This is a genomic window from Pseudomonas sp. G1002 (assembly GCF_013385455.1).
In the GTDB taxonomy this organism is placed as follows: domain Bacteria; phylum Pseudomonadota; class Gammaproteobacteria; order Pseudomonadales; family Pseudomonadaceae; genus Aquipseudomonas.
This window is the reverse complement of the sequence record NZ_JACAPY010000004.1, coordinates 1-19,249: the sequence shown is the minus strand read 5'-3', so window position 1 is coordinate 19,249 and position 19,249 is coordinate 1. Positions and strand designations below refer to the sequence as shown.

Here is a 19,249-nt window from a genome sequence, read left to right as displayed (position 1 = left end):
TGCCATGAGCCTACTGCTTAGCCGTCGGGACTTTCTCGGCTACAGCGTGACCGTCGGCGGCGGCTTGCTGCTGGCCGGTTGCGGCCCCGCTGACACGCCCAAAAACGTCACCGGCAACGATCAACCCCGCTACGGCGGGCGCCTGCGCCTGGGGATTCTCGACGGCAACCAGACCGGCAACCTCGATGCCCACAAACCCATTGGCAGCGGCATCGTTCGCGGCTTTGCGTTGTACAGCAAGCTCTGGGAATGGGACGAGCAGATGCAGCCGCGCCTGGCTCTGGCCGAGTTCGCGGAGCCGAATGCCGACGCCAGCAGCTGGACCCTGCGCCTGCGCCCCGGCCTGGAATTCCACAACGGCAAGACCATCGACGCCGACGACCTGATCTTCTCGATCCGCCGCCTCACCGACCCGCAGCTGGCCTCGCCCTACGCGGCGCTGCTGCACTGGGTGGACCGCGACAACCTGGTCAAGCTCGACAACCGCACCGTGCGCCTGAGCTTCCGGGAGGGGCGTAGCTACATGCCGCTGGCAGAAACCTGGGTCAATTTCGGCGGCATCGTGCCGGTGGACTACCACCCGGTCACCAACCCGGTGGGCGCCGGCCCCTACAAGCTCAAAAGCTTCACCCCCGGCCAACGCTCACTGTTTACCCGCTTCGAGAACTACTACAAGGACGGCAAGCCCTACGCCGATGAGCTGGAGATCATCGACTTCAAGGATCAGGTCTCGCGCCTGGCCGCCCTGCGTTCCGGGCAAATCGACATGGCCAACGTGATGCCCACCGAGCAGTTGCCGATCCTGCAAAAGGACCCGCGCCTGAAGGTGATCACCTCGGTGACCGGTAACTGGCTGTCGTTCGACATGAACCTCGACAAGCCGCCGTTCAACGACCCACGGGTGCGCGAAGCGTTTCGCCTGATGGCCGACCGCGAAGAACTGGTGCGCCGCGCGTTGAATGGCCAGGGCCGGGTGGCCAATGACCTGTATGCGCCCAGCGACCCGACCTTCAACCACGACCTCGGGCCACGCCCCTACGACCCGCAACGGGCGGCGCAACTGCTCAAGGACGCCGGCCAGGAAAACCTCGAGGTGGAATTGATCACCACTCCGGGGCCTGGCTTGAGTTCGGCGCTGGTGCTGGCCGAGCAGGCCAAGCGCATTGGCGTGACCCTGAAGGTCAAGCAGGTGGACCTGGCGACTTTCCAGGGCCCGTTGAAAAACGACTGGACCCTGAGCACCGGCGGCAGCATCGGCGCGCCGTTCCTGGCCAGTGCGATCCATACCGACGCGCCGTTTGCGGTGTCCAACAAGACCCACTTCAACGACCCGCAATTCAGCGAGCTGTTCCTGGCCGCCATGGCCCAGCCCGACCTGGAAAAACGCAAGGCCCTGGTGCATCAGGTCCAGCAGATCCAGTACGAGCGCGGCGGGATGCTGATCTGGGGCTACGCCGACTTGCTCGACAGCGTTTCCACCCGCGTCGGAGGGGCGCAGTCGGAAGAGTCGCTGTTCAGCACCTGGCGCTTTGAAAAGCTCTGGCTCAAAGACACGGCCTGACCCACTTACACCGCATCGCCCTGTAGGAGCCGGCTTGCCGGCGATGGCGTCCGGTCGACCGGCGCAGGGCCCAAGGGCCTCATCGCCGGCAAGCCGGCTCCTACAAGGGACCGTGCGCTCTTCATTGTTTTTTATGGGGCACCTCTGCCATGCACGCTATCGCCTTGCGTTTACCTCTGCTGCTGGCCGCAAGCCTGCCAATCCAGGCGTTTGCCGCCGATACCCAACTGCAAACCGTGACCGTGCAGGCCAGTGCCAGCCAGTCCGATGATGATGCCCTGCCCACCCGCCCGCCGACGTCGGTGTACGGCGGCACGGAGACCAAGGTCCTCGACACGCCGCGTTCGGTGGTGCAGATCAACGCCGAGCAGTTGGCCAACGACTCGATCCGCAGCGCCGATGACCTGGTCAAATACGCCCCCGGCATCACCCGGGGCGGCGGCCAGAACGCCGGCATCGCCCCGCAGTTTCGCGCCCAGGGCTCCGAGGTATTCCAGGACGGCCAGCGCGGTTACGGCGTGCGCCACCCGGCGAACTTCAACGCCTACGAAGGCGCCGACATCGTCGCCGGGCCGTCGTCGGTCACCTACGGTTCGGTGTCCGGCAGCGGCGGCTATGTGAACTACCTGAGCAAGAAACCCGACTTCAATGAGTTCAAGACCAAGCTCAGCGGTGAACTGGGCTCGTGGATACCGGACGGCACGTCCCGCAGTTCCAACAAATTCAGCATCGACAATACCGGGCCACTGAACGACAACCTGGCCTATCGCCTGAGCATCACCAAGCAGCGCCAGCAGGACTTCTACGACAACGTCGACAACAATTTCGACGCGTTCTACGGCGCCCTCGCCTGGCGCAACGACAACGTGCGGGTGGACTGGAACGCCAGCTACGACAACTACTACGACTACAACATCACCCACGGCTGGAACCGCGCCACCCAGGACCTGGTGGACAACGGCAAGTACTACGCCGGGCGCGCCACGCCGATTATCCAGAACGGCAACACCCTGTGGTCGCCGGTGCTGGCCTCTGGCGCCGCCGATGCGCCAACCCTCGGCTGGGTCAAGCGCCAGCGCAATGCCCAGGGCCAATACAGCGTGGTGGACGGCAGCTTCCAGACCGCCTCGCCCAACACCCAGAGCAACCCCGGCAGCCTGCGGGGCTGGGTGTATGACCCGACGCTGGCGGGCAACGGCGAACGCTCGCTGTCCTCGCAAACCGGGCAACGCAAGGAAGACGAAAGCAGCTCCCGGCGCTTTACCACGCAACTGCGCGTCGAGGCCGACTTGTCGCCCACCATCACGCTGGCCAACAGCACGTTCTACGAACGCTCCAAGGACATCACCGATGCCGTGGGTTCGTTCCAGGTGCAGTCCAAAGACAACATCTTCGACAACCGCTTCGAATTCCGCTCGCGCAATGAAACCCGCCTGGGCGGCTGGACCCTGCGGGATGACAGCAACACCGGCCTGATCTATCGCCGCGAATTCAACCAATCGATTGCGGCCAATAACAGCTTCGGCTCCACCATCAACGCCTATGACCTGACCCAGAACCCCTCGGGCAAGAACCCCGGCGACCTGCTGGGCCTTACCGGTGCCAACCCCGCCGGCGGCAATGGCGCATGGATCGGCCAGCCCGGCGTGCCGCAGTATTCCAACTACTACGGCTGGCTGAACCTGCCACCGATGTACCCGGCCGGGCACGGGCTCTACGCCGAGTCTGTAGCGCCCTACACCGCCGAAAGCACCTGGACCACCAAGACCCTGTTCAGCCAGCACAACCTCAAGTACGGCGACTACTTCGGCCTGAACATCGGTGCCAGCCGCAGCTGGATCGAGGCCGAGATCGACAACCCGTTCGTGCTCGCCGGCGGCAACCCGCGCAAGGACAGCGACAACTACCGGCTGTTCGCGTTCCAGGTCAGCCCCTACGTCAAGCCCACGGAAAACACCACGCTGTATTACACCTTCGATCGCTCGCTGGCGGTCAACACCGGGTTCTTCTCCAACGGCCTGGGCTGGGGCAGCGGCAGTGGCGCCAACCAGCTCAACCCGTTGGCGTTCCAAAGCCTGAGCGTGTTGCACGAAGTGGGCGTGAAGGTCGAAGCGGTGCCCAACCAATTGTTCATGACCCTGGCCGCGTTCAAGCAGGCTCGGGACCAGGCGCCAGACAGCAACAACAGCATCGCGCGGCTGGTGATCAAGGGCGTGGAAGCCACCGTGCGCTATCAGCCGGATGACCACCTGCGCAGCGGCCTGAACCTGTCCAAGCTCAATGCCTACAACGAATTCACCTCCCAGGCGGGATTTGCATCGGCCGGGTTCGTGCCCGACAACGGCACGGTGTTCGGCGATAACAACAGCCTCAACCAGCGACCTTCCGGGCGTTTCGACGCGGTGCAGATTCCCGAATACACCGCCAGTGGCTACGTCGACTACCGCTTCGACTCGGGCTTTGGCGCCGAGCTGTCCGGCTGGTGGACCAGCAACTGGTACCTGAACCTGAGCAAGACCGTAAAGATCCCCAACGAATACAACCTCGACCTTGCCGTGTACTACCGCCAGCCGCAGTGGAGCACCACCTTGCGCGTGCTGAACCTGACCAACGAACTGAACTTCGTCAGCGGCCTGGCCGGCTCCACCAACACCTTCCTGCAACCGATGCCGGGCCGCACCTTGCTGGCCCAGGTCGACTACCAGTTCTAACCCTCAAAGGAGCCCCAGCATGTCCATTGAATTTGTCGGCATGATCTTCCCCCGCCAATGGTCCGAGACCCGTGGCGTGCGCAGCCCGGATTTCGACCTCGACTTTATCCGCCACCACGCCCGCGCCCATGAACACGCAGGCTTTGACCGGGTACTGATCGCCAGCGGGCCCGGCAGCGCCGACAGCCTGCAAATCGCCGCCTACGCGGCGGCGCACACCGAGCGCCTGGGCTTCATGATCGCCCACCGCCCGGGGCTCACTGCGCCGACGGTCGCAGCCCGCGCGTTTGCCACGCTGGACCACACCACCGGCGGCGGGCGCATTCGCCTGCATGCCATCACCGGCATCACCGCCGAACCCCAGGAAGGCGACTTCCTGCTGGACAAGACCGAGCGCTACCAACGCACCGACGAATACCTGGAGATCGTGCGGCGCACCTGGACCGCAGAGGAGCCTTTCGACTTCGAGGGGAAGTACTTCAACATCAAGGGCGCGTTTTCCCCGGTCAAGCCGCTGCAACAGCCACACATTCCGATTTCGTTTGGCGGGTCGTCGGACATTGCCTACCAGATTGCGGTCAAGCATGCGGACCTGTATGCGCTGTGGGGCGAACCGTTGAGCGGTGTGGCGGAGCAGATTGCCAAGCTCAAGGCGGCGGCCAGTGCGGCGGGTGTACAGGCGCCAAGGGTGAGTTTGTCGGTGCGCCTGATTTTGGGCGCGACCGAGGAACTGGCCTGGCAACGGGCCGAGCAGATTCTGGAGCAGATCAAGGCCAACCCGCAGTTCGCGGCGGGCAGCCCGTGGCAGAAGCGGATCAAGGGAACGGGATCGGAACGGTTGCTGGCAGCGGCGGCTTTAGGCGATCGGCATGACCGCGCGTTGTGGATGCCGACGGCGACGGCTGTTGGGGCGTATGGCGACACCACGGCATTGGTGGGCACACCGGAGACCGTGGCCCAGGCGCTGCTGGATTATGTGGATCTGGGGGTCACGACGTTTTTGAACCGGGGGTACGACCCGCTGTATGACACCGTGGATTATGGGCGGTGGATCATCCCGGCGGTGCGCGAAGAGGCTCGGCGCCGCAAGGCCGCGTAAAGGCGGCCTCCGCTATCGCCGGCAAGCCGGCTCCTACAGGTGTGCGCCTTTTACCGTAGGCGCCGGCTTGCCGGCGATCACTGCGCAGCAGTGCCAATCAGCCCAGCGATGGCGAATGCTCAAGCAACGTCTGCGTATACGCCGCCTGCGGCTGATCCAGCACGCTATCCACCGCGCCCTGCTCCACCACCCGCCCGACCTTCAGCACCAACACCCGGTCGGCAATCGCCCGCACCACGCCCAGGTCATGGGTGACGAACAGCAACGTCAACCCGTCCCGCTGCAACTGGCGCAGCAAATCCAGAATCGACGCCTGCACCGAGACGTCCAGCGCCGAGGTGATTTCATCGCAGATCAGCAGCTTCGGTTCGCACAGCAATGCCCGGGCAATTGCCACGCGCTGGCGCTCACCGCCGGACAGGCTATGGGGATACAACTCGCCCACCGAAGCCGGCAGCGACACCCGCTTGAGCACCGCCTCCACCCGCTCACGCGCGGCACTGCCTTTAACCGCAAAGAAGTGCTCCAGCGGTGCGCTCAAGGTCTGGTACACCGTCTGCCGGGGATTCAATGCCCGGTACGGGTTCTGGAAGATGTACTGAATCTGGTGCCGCAAGCCCGCCTCGCGCTGCCGTGCCTGTAACGGCAGCGGTTGCCCCGCGTAACGCAGCTCGCCTTCGGCATTCTCCCCCAACCCGGCAACGGCCCGCGCCAGGCTGGTCTTGCCGGAACCGGACTCGCCCACCAGCGCCAGGCACTCCCCCGGCAGCAATTGCAGGGACACGTCAAACAGCACCTGGCGGTCATACGCCACGTTCAACCCGCTGATCTCCAGCAAGGCCTTGTCGGTGCGCGCGTCCATCGCTGCAATCGGCGCCAGGGCGATGCGCTGCAACGGCTGACCATGGGGTGCAAGACACGCCACTTCATGCCCTGGCGACAGCGGCTGCAATAGCGGTTCCTGCTGCGAACACCCTGCCCGAAAACGCTCGCACCGCGGCCCGAAGCCACAGCCTTGAGGCCGCTGCCCAGGCGCGGGGGCATGCCCGCCAATCGCCCGTAATTCTCGGCGCCCGGCCACATCGGGAATCGCCGCCAACAAGCCCCGGGTGTAGGGATGGGATGGCCGACTGAACAAGGCGTCCCGAGTAGCCGTTTCAACAATCCGCCCGGCGTACATCACCATCACCCGGTCCACCAGGTCCTTGATCACCGCCAGGTCATGGGACACATACACCGCCGCCACGCCCTGGCTTTTGCACAAGCGGCGCAAGGTGGCGAGGATATGCGCCTGGGTGGTGACGTCCAGGGCGGTGGTCGGTTCGTCCAGCACGATCAGCCGCGGTTGCAGCACAAACGCCAGGGCCAGCATCACTCGCTGTTGCTGGCCGCCGGACAGTTGATGAGGGAAACGGCGCAAGAACTGCGGGTCATCCGGCAAGCCGACATCACGCAAGGTTTCAATGATGCGCTGTCGCTGCGCCGCCTTGTCCAGGCGCAGTTGATGCACCGCCAGGGTTTCATCCAACAGGCTGCCAATGCGCAACGCCGGGTTGAGCGCCGTGGCCGGGTCCTGGGCGACATAACCGATCAGGCTGCCACGGGCACGGCGCAACGCTTCACCTTCCAGGCCCAATAACGCCTGGCCCGCGACATGCACCTGGCCACCGACAATCTGTGCGCCGCGTCGGGCATGGGCCAGCAGCGCGGTAGCCAAGGTGGTCTTGCCGGACCCCGACTCACCCACCAGCCCGAGGATTTCCCCGGCTTCCAGGCTGAAGGACACGCCGGACAACACGTCCACCTGCCCCGCCAATTCAACCCGCAAGCCACTGACCTGCAGCACCGTCGTCGTCATCTGCGCGATTGCATTCATGGCTGTTTTTCTCCCAGGCGTGCGCTGCTGCGGCCGATGCCTTCAGCGAGGATATTGGTGCCATAGGCAAACACGCCGATCAGCACGGCGGGGGCCAACACCGCCCAGGGCTGCACCAGCAACCCGGCCTGGTTTTCATTGATCATCAAGCCCCAGTCCGCCGTCGGCGGCGCCACGCCATAACCGAGGAAGCTCAGGCCCGAGAGCATGCCCACCCCCCAGGTCAGCATGTTGCCAAAGTGCACCAGCAACGGCGTAAGGATGTTCGGCAGGATCTCCTTGAACAGGATCCGCCGCCGCGAGTAGCCCATCATCTGCGCGGCCTCGACAAACTCCTGCCCCGCCACTGCCACCGCGCTGGCCCGCGCCAGGCGGATCACCCCCGGGATAAACGCAATCGACACCGTGAGCACGATCAACCACGGCGCGCGGCCGAGCATCGAGACAATCAACAACACCAGGATCAGGTCGGGAAACGCCAGGGACACGTCCGCCAGCCAGGTGATCAACTGGTCCAGGCGCCGCCGCGACAGCCCCGCGAGCAAGCCGAGGGTGCTGCCGACGGCCAGGGCAATGCTCGCCGCCGCCACGGACATCCACAGCACCGAGAGGCCGCCGCTGAGCAGCCGCGACAACACGTCATGCCCCAGGAAGTCATACCCGAGCAGCGCCCACCCCGTGGGCGCGCCGTACACCGGCCCGACCATGTCCGTCGAGCCATGGGGCGCCAGCAACGGACCGAACAGCGCCACGGCAATGACCAGCAAGGTGATCAGCGCGCCCTTGCGGGTTTGCGGTTCGGCCAGCCAGCGGGAAATTCGCGTCTTGCTCATGCATCACCTCGGGAGCGCCGCCACCACGGGGTGATGCCCCGGCGGTTGCGCGAAATCAGGGTCACGCGACGGGCCGTGCGCAGCTTGGGCGTGAGCAGCACCGTCAACAGGTCGGCCAACAGGTTGATCAGCACCACCGCCAGGGTGATCACCAGCACGATGGCCTGGATCATCGGCAAGTCGCGCATCTGGATCGCCGCGTTGAGGGCGGTGCCGATGCCGGGGTAACTGAAGATCACTTCGGCCAGCACTGCGCCGCCGATCAGCGTGCGCAAGGTCAGCGCCACGCCCTGGATCGCCGGGACCAGCGCGTTGGGCAAGGTATGCCGCCACACGATCCGCCAATGGGGAATGCCCCGCAGCCGTGCGGCGATCACGTAGTCGGACTCCAGCGCGTCGATCATCGCGGCGCGCACCATGCGCGTGAGGTACGGCAGCGCCGACAGGCTCAGGGCCAGAACCGGCAGCGCCAGGAACGGCAACTGGCGCCATAGCGACTGATCCGGGTCGAGGATCGACACCGCCGGCAACCAGTCCATATGCGGCATGGAAAACAGCAGCACCAGGCCGATGGCCAACAGAAAGCCCGGCGTGGCCTTGAGGAAAATCAGCAACGACAGGCTCCAGCGGTCGAGGTGGCTGTCGCGGCGCAGCGCCAGGTACACACCGAGGCCCAGCGCCGCCGGCACCACCACGGCGATCACCCCGGCGAGCAACGCCAGGGTGTAGCCGAAACGCCCCCACAGGATGCTGCCGACCGGCGCGTTGGAATCCAGTGACACCCCGAGGTCGCCACTCAGGGCCGAGCCGAGCCAGCGCAGATATTGCCGCAGGATCGGTTGGTCCAGCCCCAGTTGATGTTGCAGGGTGAGGATGCTTTCCAGTGGCGCGTCGGGGCCGAGGATCACCCGGGCCGGGTCCGATGGCAGCGCCTGGGTGGCGATAAACACTACCAGGCTGATCACCCACGCGGTGAGCAGGCCGTAGCCCAGGCGGCCGATAAACCACGATAACCAGGCCGGCGTTCGCAGGGGTTTAGACATGGTTCAACCACAGCTCGTCAAAGCGCCAGGAGGCGAAGGTGGTCTGTTCCGGCGCAAGGCCGCCGACCCGTACCGAGGCGGCGTCCAGCACATCGTTGAAACCCCAGATCAGCAGGCCACCGCGTTCGTGTTGAATCTGCTGGGCCTCGTGCACCAGGCCTTTGCGCAATTGCACATCCGGCTGGGCCAGGGCCTGGCGATACAGCGCATCGAAACGCTGGTCATGGAAGTTGCTGCGGTTGTAGATCGCCAAGGGCGCGTCGTTGTGCAACGCCGATGCGAGGAAGCCACGGGCCGGGGTCGAACCCGGTGAGAGTTGCCACTGCTCGCGCTGCGGGCCGTTGAATACCGCGCCGTCGACCTGGGTAACGCGAACCTCCACGCCAGCCTTCTTCGCCTGTTGCGCAAACACCAAAGCGGCATTCACGCCGGCGCCGGACGGGGTCGTCAGCTCCAACCGCAGATCGGTCTGCCCGGCCTGGCGCAGCAGCGAGCGCGCTTGCTCAAGGTCATGGGGGCGCTGCGCAATGTCGTGGTTGTAGGTGGGGTCGTGGGGCGAGTACAGGTCATTGGCGATGCGCCCGAAACCGTTGAGGCCCCGGTCCACCAACTCTTGCCGATCAACCAGCAAGCGAAACGCCTGGCGCACCCGTACGTCGTCAAACGGCGGCTTGGCCAGGTTCAGGTTGAAGCCGGTAAACGAGGTGCTGGGCGACACGCACAGCGACAGGCGCGAGTCGGCCTTGAGCAGCGCGCTGTGCTCGGCCTGCACGCCGCTGGCGACATCGATCTGCCCGGCACGCAATGCGGCCACCCGCGAGACCTGGTCCTTGAATTCGATGATTTCCAGTTCGTCGGCATAAGGCTGGCCGGGTTTGTAGTAATTCTCGAACCGGCTGTAGAGCGAGCGCTGGCCGGGCACGAAGCGCTTGAGTTTGTAGGGGCCGGCACCCACCGGATTGGTGAAGGGGTCGTAGTCGGTGGGCACGATGCCGCCGAAGCTGATCAGGGTTTCATCCAGCGGGAAAAAGCTCTGGCCCTCCTTGAAACGGATTTCGATGGTGCGTTCATCCAGCTTGCGCAGCGCATTGCGGTCGATGGCGCCCACCAGTCCGGCAAACGGCGAGGCAAGTTTCGGATCGGTGAGGCGCAGCAGCGAGAACAGCATGTCGTCGGCGCCGATGGTCTTGCCGTGGTGGAACTCCAGGCCCGGCTTGATGCGGATGGTCCAGGCGCTGGCATCGGCGTTCGGCTCGGCGAACTCGGCCAGGGCCAGGCGGGTACTGACGTCGGTGTTCCATTCCCAGAACTTGCTGTACAGCGCCCAGCCGCGAATGATCCCGCCGCCCACCGGTTTGTGGGCATCGAGGTTGCCGGACTGGTCGCCGTCGATAATGCCGATGCGCAGGCGTCCGCCGGTGGTCGGTGTGGTCGACAACACCGCAGTCGGCGCCGCCCCGCTGTCACAACCACCCAGCAGCAAGCCGCCGCCGATGGCCAGGCTGTTGCCGAGAAACACTCGGCGGGAAAATCCTTCGCTCATCAGCTACGCCTCTTGCTGCTGCACGGCGTTCAGACGCGGCACATCAAAACCATGGTCCAGGTCGAGCAACGGGAACAGCAGGTCTGCCACCCGGTGCGCCTCATCGATCAGCGGGAAACCCGACAGGATGAACGCCGAGGTGCCCTGGGCTTCGTACTCACGGATACGCTCGGCCACTTGTTCGGCGCTGCCCACCAGGTAAGTGCCGGCGGCCGGGCCGAGGATGTTGAAGCCGAACAGGCTCGGGCCGAGCCACACGTTGGGGTAGATCTCCAGCTCGCGAGCCGTGGGCAGGCGGCCGGCGCGAATGGTCTCAACGTTGCGCTGGGTTTGCGGGTCGTCGCTGTGGTAATCCTCGAAGCTCACCCCGGGTGGCAACTGTCGCTCAATGGCATTGCGCGCAGTTTGCAGCGAGGTGCGTTGCAGCAGTTTCTCGGCGTGGGCCCAGGCTTCTTCTTCGGTCTCGCGCACGATGATTTGCAGGCGGGTACCGAAGGTCAGCTCACGGCCGATCTTCGCGGCTTCGGCGGCGACCTTGCGGAACTTGTCCCCCAGCTTTGGCGGCGTATTGGCGAAGCTCAGGTACACGTCGAGCAATTGCACCGAGTGTTCCACCCCTGGCCCCGAGGTGCCGGCGCCCCACAGCGGGATGCCCGGTTTCTGGTACGGCGGATGCCAGCCGCCCAGCGGATGCTTGGCCGCTCCGGGCGCACGCGGTGCGAGCTTGATGTATTGGCCGTCATAACCCCGAGTATCGCCGGCATAGAAGCCCTGGAAGGCGCGCCAGTATTCGAGGCTGAAGGCGTAGCGCTCATCGTGGGGGTAATGCACGCCGAGGGTCGCCAGGCCCGCATCATTGCCATTGACCACGTTGAACAGCAGGCGGCCATTGGAGAATTGGTCGAAGGTCAGGGCCCACTTGGCCAGGACTGCCGGTGACAGCTCGCCCGGGTGTTGCGCCACCAGGAAACGCAGGCGCTGGGTGGCGTCGATCAGCGAGGCGGCCACCGCCAGGCTTTCGTTGGGGCTGGAGCCCAGCAGCGAGCCGTAGAAACCCAGGCGATCACTGGCGACCGCGAGTTGCTTGAGGTGCTGGAAGTCGGTCTTCCAGCGCCCTTCGGGCTCCCAGGGATAAGGGCCGTCGGGGGTGGTGAGGTACCAGAGAATTTTTACCGCCATGGGGCAACATCCTTGAATGGAACCGCCCCTTGTAGGAGCCGGCTTGCCGGCGATGACGGTGGCACATCCAACAGGAATGTCGCCTGATGCACCGCTATCGCCGGCAAGCCGGCTCATACAGGGGTCGTGGTGGTTTCAGTCACCGTGATAAGGGTGTGTTCAGTTTTTGCGGTCGATGGCGGGGACCAGGCCCAGCGCCGTGGCTTGCTCAAACAACCCACTCATCTTCCACTGCTGGGTCAACACCCCCGGCCCGTATGCCCGCGAACCGCCCAGGGCATCCGCCAGCAATTGCAGTTGCGCGCCCTCTTCCAGCAACAGGATGAACTCAGCCGTGGCCCGCAACCCCTGCTTGCCCCACACCGTGGAGCCGCCGTTGGCTTCGAGGATCGCGAGGTTGAAGGGGTTTTCCGCGATCTTGTCGAGGATGAAATCCACTTCCTGCTGGCGACGGTCGATGTACACCGGCAGTTCCCGCGCCAACTGGTAACGCTGCACCGGCACGTAATGGAACGGCAGCGTGCGGTGGGTCTGGGCCCAGGCCCCAAGGTACGGCGAGTGCACGTGGGACACGGTGGTCACGTCTGCATGCTGCTGGAACAGCTTGGTGTAGCGCCCCAGGCCGCCCTTGCCCTTGCCGACAATCACGTTGCCGGCAAAGTCGGTGACGGTGGCCTGCAGCGGCTTGCGGTAGTTCCACGGGCCGCCGTAGTTGACCGACACCAGCAGTTCCTGGCCCGGCACGCGCTCAATAAAGCCTACGGTGCCGTTGGCGGTGATGGTGTTGGTTTCGCGGAAGACCGTGAAGGCTTCTTCGGCTTCCAGCAGGACCTTGTCGATAAAGGCCTGCAGTTCCTGGGTGATCGGTTGGGCGTGGACAATGGCAGTCATGGCAATTTCTCCGGGTTCAGGCGCGGCGCTTGGCCAACAGTTCATGGGCAGCTTGCAGAGGGCGCGGGTCGACCCAGTCGGCGATCGCAAAATCGCGCTCCAGGAAGCCGTGCAGGTACAGGAAGTCTTTCTGGATGCCGAGGAAATCCAGGCGCTGGGCCGACAGGTCCGGCGCCAGGGTGGTATGGAAATCACCGCGATAGGCCTCGGCCACACCGGCACTGCCGGCGCGGGTTTCTTCTTCGAGAATCGCGTTCAGGCCGTCGCGATTGTTCGCGGCCCAGTCAGCCGCGTTCAGGGTTTGTGCGAGGAAACGCACCACCAGGTCAAAGTGATTGTCCAGCAGGCTCTGGTGGACGGTGATAGGGCGCGGCGTGCCGTTGTTGATGCGGTAGCGCGGCTCGGCGATCAGGTCCAGGTCGATGCCCACCACCAGGCCCAGACGGCGCGCGGCGTCGGCGGCCGAAGCGCCCTTGACGTACACCGCGTCCACTTCGCCGCGCGCCAGGTAATCGAGGCCCGACCACAGGCGTTGCAAACCTTCCTGTGGGTTGGGCGCCTGCTCCTGATCGTGCAGCGCGACCTCCACCAGTTGCACGTCATCAAAGCCCAGGCCGGCCAGGCTCAACGCGCCTTTGTAACCGTGCAGGCTCATGGCCCGGGCGATGCTCCCCGGACGGCTGTCACCCCAGGCCGGCAAGGCCAGGCGCTTGCCTTTCAAATGCTCGGGACGCGTGATGCCGGAGTCCGGGCGGACCAGGATGGTTTGCCATTCCTCGATCCAGGTCAGGCCGATCAAACGGCTCGGCGCGCCGGCGGCACGGGCGGCCAATGCCGGCACATTACCGCCTTCGCGAAACAGCCCCGGCAGCTCGTGATCGTAGTGGTGATGGCCCAGTTGACGAGCCTCCTGCAAGGTCGAGACCGGCAGGCCGTCGGCGGCGAATTCGTCGCCCAGCCAACCGAGTTTGTAGGCGATGCCGGAGGCGGTCGGTACCGGGCAGCGGGTAAACCAGATCTGCTCAAGCGCAGGCTTGGGCAGGATCGCGGAGAGGGTCATGGGCAGCTCCATTGAATTGGGCAAGGCAGTCCATGGGGGTATTGCAGAGGCCGTGCCAATTGGCCAAAGCCCCGGTTTGCAGGGCTTTGGCGCAAAGAGTCGAAGTACTGTTGCTGGCCTGTCAGCAGCGCTGCTGCTGGCCCAGCAGTCACCCGTTCGCCACTGCTGCCCCAGCAACACTCCGTTATCGCAGGCCCCGCCAGGGGTGGTTTTCGGCATTGGCGCAGAACTTGCTCAAGGCACCTTCAATGCCCGACATCCAGCGCAATCCCCTGTAGGAACTGGCTTGCCAGCGATGGTGGTTAACGATGACGTGTACTGACGGGTTTACGCGGCGCACTTGAGTCCATCGCTGGCAAGCCGGCTCCTGCAGAGGGGCTTAAACACACGGGCCAAATCAGGGGAAGAAACTATGAGTACGTTCGAACAGGTACCGGTACGCCAACTGCACAGCGAGGCCGAAGCCATTGCCGCAGCCAAGGAGATCGCCGTGGAGATCGCCGCGATTGCCGCCGACAGCAGCCAGAACGGCCAGTTGCCGTGGCGCCAGGCGCAACTGCTGTCCCAAAGCGGCCTGACCGCCATCGGTGTGCCCAAGGCATTCGGCGGGCTGGGGGCCTCGGTGCAAACCATCGTCGAAACCGTGCGCCTGGTCTCGGTGGCCGATGGTGGTGTGGGCCAGTTGCTGCAGATTCACAACGTGATGCTGCGGGGCATCTTCAACGGCTATCCGGATGCGGTGCGTGATCGCCTGGTGGCCGATGTGCTGGCCGGCAAGCGCTTTGGCAACGCCCTGGCGGAAGTCGGCGGCAAGAACAAGTTCGCCCTCAAGACCCGCGTCGAGCGGCGTGCAGATGGCAAGCTGGTACTCAATGGCAGCAAGTTCTACTCCACCGGTTCCTACCTTGCCGAATGGATCTCCCTGACCGCGGCCTCGGATGACGGCGGCGCCGGCGTGCTGCTCAACCGCAACGCACCGGGCCTGACCCTGGTGGATGACTGGGAAGCCTTCGGCCAGAAAAACTCGGTCAGCGGCACGGTGAATTTCGACAATATCGAGCTGGATGAAGACTTCGTTTCGAAGCGCAAGGGCCCGATGAAACGCACCGGCCTGACCTTCCCTCAGATCCTGCATGCGGCGATCGATACCGGGATTGCCTCGGGCGCGCTGACCGCGGCGGTGGAGTACCTCAAGCACAACGCCCGGCCCTGGGTGGAAAGCGGCGTGGACCACGCCAATGAAGAGCCGCACATCATCAAGCAGATCGGCGAATACGCGGTGGCCCTGCGTGCAGCCGAGTCGCTGTTGCGGGATGCGGCGCGGGTGTTCGACGCACATGAGCTGGACCCGGAGAACAAGGAACTGCAGGACGAATTGATCCTGTCGGTGGCCACGGCACGGGCGCATTCGGACAGTGCTTCGTTGAAGATCTCCAGCGATATTTTCTCGTTGCTGGGGGCCAGTTCGTCGCTGAGCAAATGGAACCTCGACCGGTTCTGGCGCAACGCCCGGGTGCATACCACCCACGACCCGATTCGCTGGCGCTTGCACCATGTGGGCAACTACTACCTGAACGGGATTGATCCGGGGGAGTACACGGCGATCCTCAATGCCAAGGAAACCCAGGGCGCTACCACTCGCTAGACCAACCCAACACATCCCTGTGGCGAGGGAGCTTGGTCCCGCTGTACTGCGCAGCAGGCCCTGTTTTTGGGGTCGCTTCGCAACCCGGCGGGAGCAAGCTCCCTCGCCACAATTTGGGAAGGATCAATAAACCCAATGAGCTTTTCATGATCGAAAAACACCCCCTTCTGCGCAGCCTGGCGATCTACCGTGAAATGCCCTGGCGCTTCGCTCTGGTCGCCGGGCTGTTCGTGGCCATCAACCTCGGCCTGGTCTGGCAACAATGGCTGATCGGCCATGCGGTCAACGATGTCAGCGCCGGTCGCGCAGTGATCCGCCACGCCGACGGCAGCCTCGATGCCAGCCTTGGCTGGCACTGGCTGTGGCTGATGCTCGCCGTGGCCCTGGGCCGTGGCGCGCTGCAATACGCCGCCAGCGTCATGTCCCTGGTGCTCAGCCAGGAACTGCTGACACGCCTGCGCGAACGCATCCTCGCCCAGGTGCAAAGCCTGCACCTGGGTTATCACTGGCAGCACGGCATGGGCGAGATGATCACCCGCACCACCCGCGATGCCGACAAGGTGCGTGACGCGCTGATCACCTTCTGGCGCCAGGTGGTGGAAACCCCGCTGGTGGTGTTGGCCACCGTGGGTCTGTTGAGCTGGTACAACCCGTGGCTGGGCTTGGTACCGCTGCTGCTGACCGTCACCGGACTGTGGATTTTCGTGATGCAAACCGAACGCCTGGTTGAACTCGACCGCAGCGTCGGCGCGGCCTACGACCGCGTCAACCAGGACCTCAGTGAAGGCATCGGCGGGGTGCGGGTGATCAAATCCTTTGCCCTTGAGCAGAGCCGTATCCAGGGTTTTTCCGAACAGGTTGCAGTGTTCGCAGGCTTGGCCCGCCAGGCGCTGGCCTATTCCAGTTCACGCATTCCGCTGCCCCAGGCCGTGGTCGCCCTCGGCCATGTGTGGATCCTGGTCTACGGCGCCCACCTGGTGGCGGCCGGTCAGTTGGGCATCGGTGAACTGGTGACCTCGCTGCTGATCGCCACCACCCTGGTATTTCGCATCGAAGGCATTGGCCGGGTGATGCAAACCTTCGCCGATGCCCGGGCCAGTGCCGAACGTATCTGGCAACTGCTGGACGCCCCCGCAGCGATACGCAGTGGCAGCGCCACCCTGCCCGCTTCGCCCCTGGGGTTGCGCCTGGAGTACGTCAGTGTCAGCGCTCCCGGCGGTGGGCGGGACATTCTGCATGACTGCTCGCTGGCCCTGGTGCCCGGCGAAATTGTCGCGTTGGTGGGCGCCACCGGCACCGGGAAAAGCCTGCTGGCCAGCCTGTTGCCACGCCTCACTGATGTGAGCACCGGGCGCGTGCTGCTGGGCAATGACGGCGCTGGCTGGCAAGACATTCGCGAACTTGACCTCGGTGCGTTGCGCCAACGGGTGCACGTGGTGCCGCAAGAGAGCTTCCTGTTCGCCGGCAGCCTCGCCGCCAACCTGCGCCTGAACGCTCCCGACGCCACTGATGAGCAATTGCTTGAAGCCCTGCGCCTCGCCGCAGCGGACGACATCTTGCTGCGCCTGCCCCACGGCCTGGCCACGCCGCTGGGTGATCGTGGCGTGACCCTGTCCGGCGGCCAGCGCCAGCGCCTGTGCCTGGCGCGGGCGCTGCTGAGCCAACCGGACATCCTGTGCCTGGACGACGCCACCAGCGCCCTCGACGCCATCAGCGAACGGCACGTACTGAACAACCTGCGAGAACTGCGCGGTACCACCGTGCTGGTGATCTCCAGCAAGTTGTCGACCATCCTCCTGGCCGACCGGGTGCTGATGCTCGCGGACGGCAAAATCGCCGCCACAGGCACCCACGCCGAACTGCAACACACCCACCCGCACTACCGCGACCTGCTGGGGATCGACCATGGCTAATCCAATCGCCGGCAAAGCCTTGAGCGATATCGAAATTGAAGAAATGCTCGCGAAAAAGGCCCTCGACCGCAGCATGTTCAAACGCTTGCTGCCGCTGCTCAGGCCAATCCGCCGCTCGATTTTCGCGGTGATCGGCATTGAGCTGTTGCTGGTGTTCACGGTGTTTTTGCGACCCTGGTTCGTGCGTGAACTGCTGGACCGTGGCTTGATTCAGCAGGCCGACCACTGGCTGTTGGACGAGCGCCTGGTGCTATGGCTGGGCGCGGGGCTGGCCGCCAGTTGGCTAGTGCGATTCCTGCTGGCCGGGGTCTCGCAGTTTGTTGCCGGTGGCGCGGCGATCCGCGTGCTGAACGCCCTGCGGGTGCAGGTGTTTGCGCATGTCCAGGGCTTGAGCGTCAGCTACTTCGACCAGACCCGTGCCGGGCGGATCATTTCCCGGGTTGACCGCGACGTGGACGCCCTCGAACCCTTGGTGATCCAGGGCCCGCCTGAACTGCTCGGTGCCTTGCTGCGCTGTGGCCTGGCATCGGTGATGTTGTGGCGTATCGACCCGCGTTTCTTCCTCAGCCTGGTGGCCACCGTACCGTTGCTGGTGCTGGCGACCTGGAGTTTCAAGCGGATCTCCCAGCGCAACTGGGCGCGGGTTGCGGAAAACCGCAGCCGTTTTACCGCACACCTGGTGGAAAGCGTCAGCGGCGCGCGGATGCTGCAGCAGTGCGCCCAGGAGACGCCGAACCTGCGGCGTTATCGCGGGCTGTTGGATGACTTCAACCATGCACTGATTCGCGGCAGCTTTCGCTCGGGGTGGTTTGCGCCCTTTACGGCGCTGCTGAGTTCGGCGGGAATCGCCTTGTTATTGCTGGTGGGCGGCTATGGGCTGGCGGCCGGTGAAGTGTCGGTCGGGCAAGTGGCCGAAAGTCTGTTTTACGTGTTCCTGTTCTTGGGGCCGTTGCAGGAGCTGTCGGACCTGTTTGAACGCTACGCCACCGGGTCGGCGTCGGCGCAGCGGATTTTCCTGTTGCTCGATACCCAGGCGCAGATTACCGACAGCGCTACACCGCGCCATTTGGGCCGAGCGCGGGGTGAGGTGCGGTTCGAGCAGGTGGGTTTCAGTTATGTGCCAAGTGCGCAGGCGCCGGTGATCAATGGGCTGGATTTGCATATTCCTGCGGGTGAGGTGTTGGCGATTGTCGGGTCTTCGGGGCATGGGAAAAGCACGCTGGTGCAGTTGCTCACGCGGTTTTATGAGGTGCAGTCGGGCGTGGTGCGGCTGGACGGGATTGATGTGCGGGAGCTGGCCCAGCATGCGTTGCGGCGCAATGTCGGGGTGGTGTTGCAGGACAATGTGTTGTTCAGCGGGAGCATTCTGGACAACTTGCGGTTGGCGGCGCCGTTGGCGGATGACGCGACCCTGGTCGCGGCGGCCCGGGAGCTGGGCGCCGATGAGGTATTGGAGCGGTTGCCGCATCAGTACCACACCGAGGTTGGGCCTTTGGGAGCGCATTTGAGTCATGGGCAGCGGCAGCTCGTTTGCCTGGTGCGGGCGTATCTGGCGGACCCGGCGGTGCTGGTGCTGGATGAGGCGACTTCGGCGGTGGACATTCACACAGAGCGGCGGATTCAACGGGCCTTGCGCAGGCTGTGCCTGGGGCGCACGGCGATCATCATTGCCCATCGGCTGGCGACGATCCGGGATGCGGACCGGATTGCCGTGGTTCGGCATGGGCAGGTCGTTGAGCTTGGGGCGCATGATGCGTTGATTGATCGTGGGGGGGCTTATGCGGCGTTGTATCAGACGTATTTGCGCAGTGCACGGGTGGGGGACTTGGTGGCTGGGTGATTGGGGGTATATCCGTTTTTGGGTGATGTTTGAGATTGGTTCCGCTCTTACAGCG

General features: G+C 64.5%; 13 protein-coding genes. 6 read left to right on the top strand and 7 right to left on the bottom strand.

Annotated features, from left to right (window positions below):
- Nucleotides 1–4: 4 nt before the first annotated feature.
- The 3 genes from HX801_RS01540 (at nt 5) to HX801_RS01530 (ending at nt 5,371) form a co-directional block, all read left to right on the top strand.
- Entirely contained in the window at nt 5–1,561 is a 1,557-nt protein-coding gene (locus tag HX801_RS01540; protein ID WP_177021452.1) for an ABC transporter substrate-binding protein, read from the top strand.
- 149 nt (nt 1,562–1,710) lie between these two features.
- The gene (locus HX801_RS01535) at nt 1,711–4,272 is read left to right on the top strand and encodes a TonB-dependent receptor plug domain-containing protein (protein ID WP_087693862.1); all 2,562 of its coding nucleotides are present in this window, start codon (nt 1,711–1,713) and stop codon (nt 4,270–4,272) included.
- Between the two features lie 19 nt (nt 4,273–4,291).
- Entirely contained in the window at nt 4,292–5,371 is a 1,080-nt protein-coding gene (locus tag HX801_RS01530) for an LLM class flavin-dependent oxidoreductase (protein WP_010171267.1), read from the top strand.
- Between the two features lie 97 nt (nt 5,372–5,468).
- Here HX801_RS01530 and HX801_RS01525 read toward each other — a convergent pair whose 3' ends face one another.
- From HX801_RS01525 to HX801_RS01495, 7 genes are all read right to left on the bottom strand, one after another.
- Entirely contained in the window at nt 5,469–7,247 is a 1,779-nt protein-coding gene (locus HX801_RS01525; RefSeq protein WP_177021451.1) for an ABC transporter ATP-binding protein, read from the bottom strand.
- Entirely contained in the window at nt 7,244–8,080 is an 837-nt protein-coding gene (locus HX801_RS01520; RefSeq protein WP_087693864.1) for an ABC transporter permease, read from the bottom strand. Before HX801_RS01520 ends, HX801_RS01525 begins: the two co-directional genes overlap by 4 nt.
- Complete coding sequence (locus tag HX801_RS01515; protein ID WP_177021450.1) at nt 8,077–9,123, bottom strand: ABC transporter permease; 1,047 nt, start codon at nt 9,121–9,123, stop codon at nt 8,077–8,079. Before HX801_RS01515 ends, HX801_RS01520 begins: the two co-directional genes overlap by 4 nt.
- Entirely contained in the window at nt 9,116–10,666 is a 1,551-nt protein-coding gene (locus HX801_RS01510) for an ABC transporter substrate-binding protein (RefSeq protein WP_177021449.1), read from the bottom strand. The genes HX801_RS01515 and HX801_RS01510 overlap by 8 nt, the downstream gene beginning before the upstream one ends.
- 3 nt (nt 10,667–10,669) lie before the next feature.
- Nucleotides 10,670–11,845, bottom strand: a complete 1,176-nt coding sequence (locus tag HX801_RS01505; RefSeq protein ID WP_008430942.1) for an LLM class flavin-dependent oxidoreductase — start codon at nt 11,843–11,845, stop codon at nt 10,670–10,672.
- Nucleotides 11,846–12,004: 159 nt separating this feature from the next.
- Nucleotides 12,005–12,736, bottom strand: coding sequence for a class II aldolase/adducin family protein (locus HX801_RS01500; protein WP_003216972.1), 732 nt, complete (start codon nt 12,734–12,736; stop codon nt 12,005–12,007).
- 16 nt (nt 12,737–12,752) lie between these two features.
- Nucleotides 12,753–13,796 (bottom strand): ABC transporter substrate-binding protein, encoded by a 1,044-nt coding sequence (locus HX801_RS01495; RefSeq protein WP_003216970.1) that lies wholly within the window; start codon nt 13,794–13,796, stop codon nt 12,753–12,755.
- 412 nt (nt 13,797–14,208) lie between these two features.
- Between HX801_RS01495 and HX801_RS01490 the strand changes: the two genes are divergently transcribed.
- The 3 genes from HX801_RS01490 to HX801_RS01480 all read left to right on the top strand — a co-directional run bounded on the left by HX801_RS01490 (nt 14,209) and on the right by HX801_RS01480 (nt 19,194).
- Nucleotides 14,209–15,441, top strand: coding sequence for an acyl-CoA dehydrogenase family protein (locus HX801_RS01490; protein WP_177021448.1), 1,233 nt, complete (start codon nt 14,209–14,211; stop codon nt 15,439–15,441).
- Between the two features lie 146 nt (nt 15,442–15,587).
- Nucleotides 15,588–17,354, top strand: coding sequence for an ABC transporter ATP-binding protein (locus HX801_RS01485; RefSeq protein ID WP_177021447.1), 1,767 nt, complete (start codon nt 15,588–15,590; stop codon nt 17,352–17,354).
- Nucleotides 17,347–19,194, top strand: a complete 1,848-nt coding sequence (locus tag HX801_RS01480; protein ID WP_177021446.1) for an ABC transporter ATP-binding protein — start codon at nt 17,347–17,349, stop codon at nt 19,192–19,194. Before HX801_RS01485 ends, HX801_RS01480 begins: the two co-directional genes overlap by 8 nt.
- Nucleotides 19,195–19,249 lie beyond the last annotated feature (55 nt).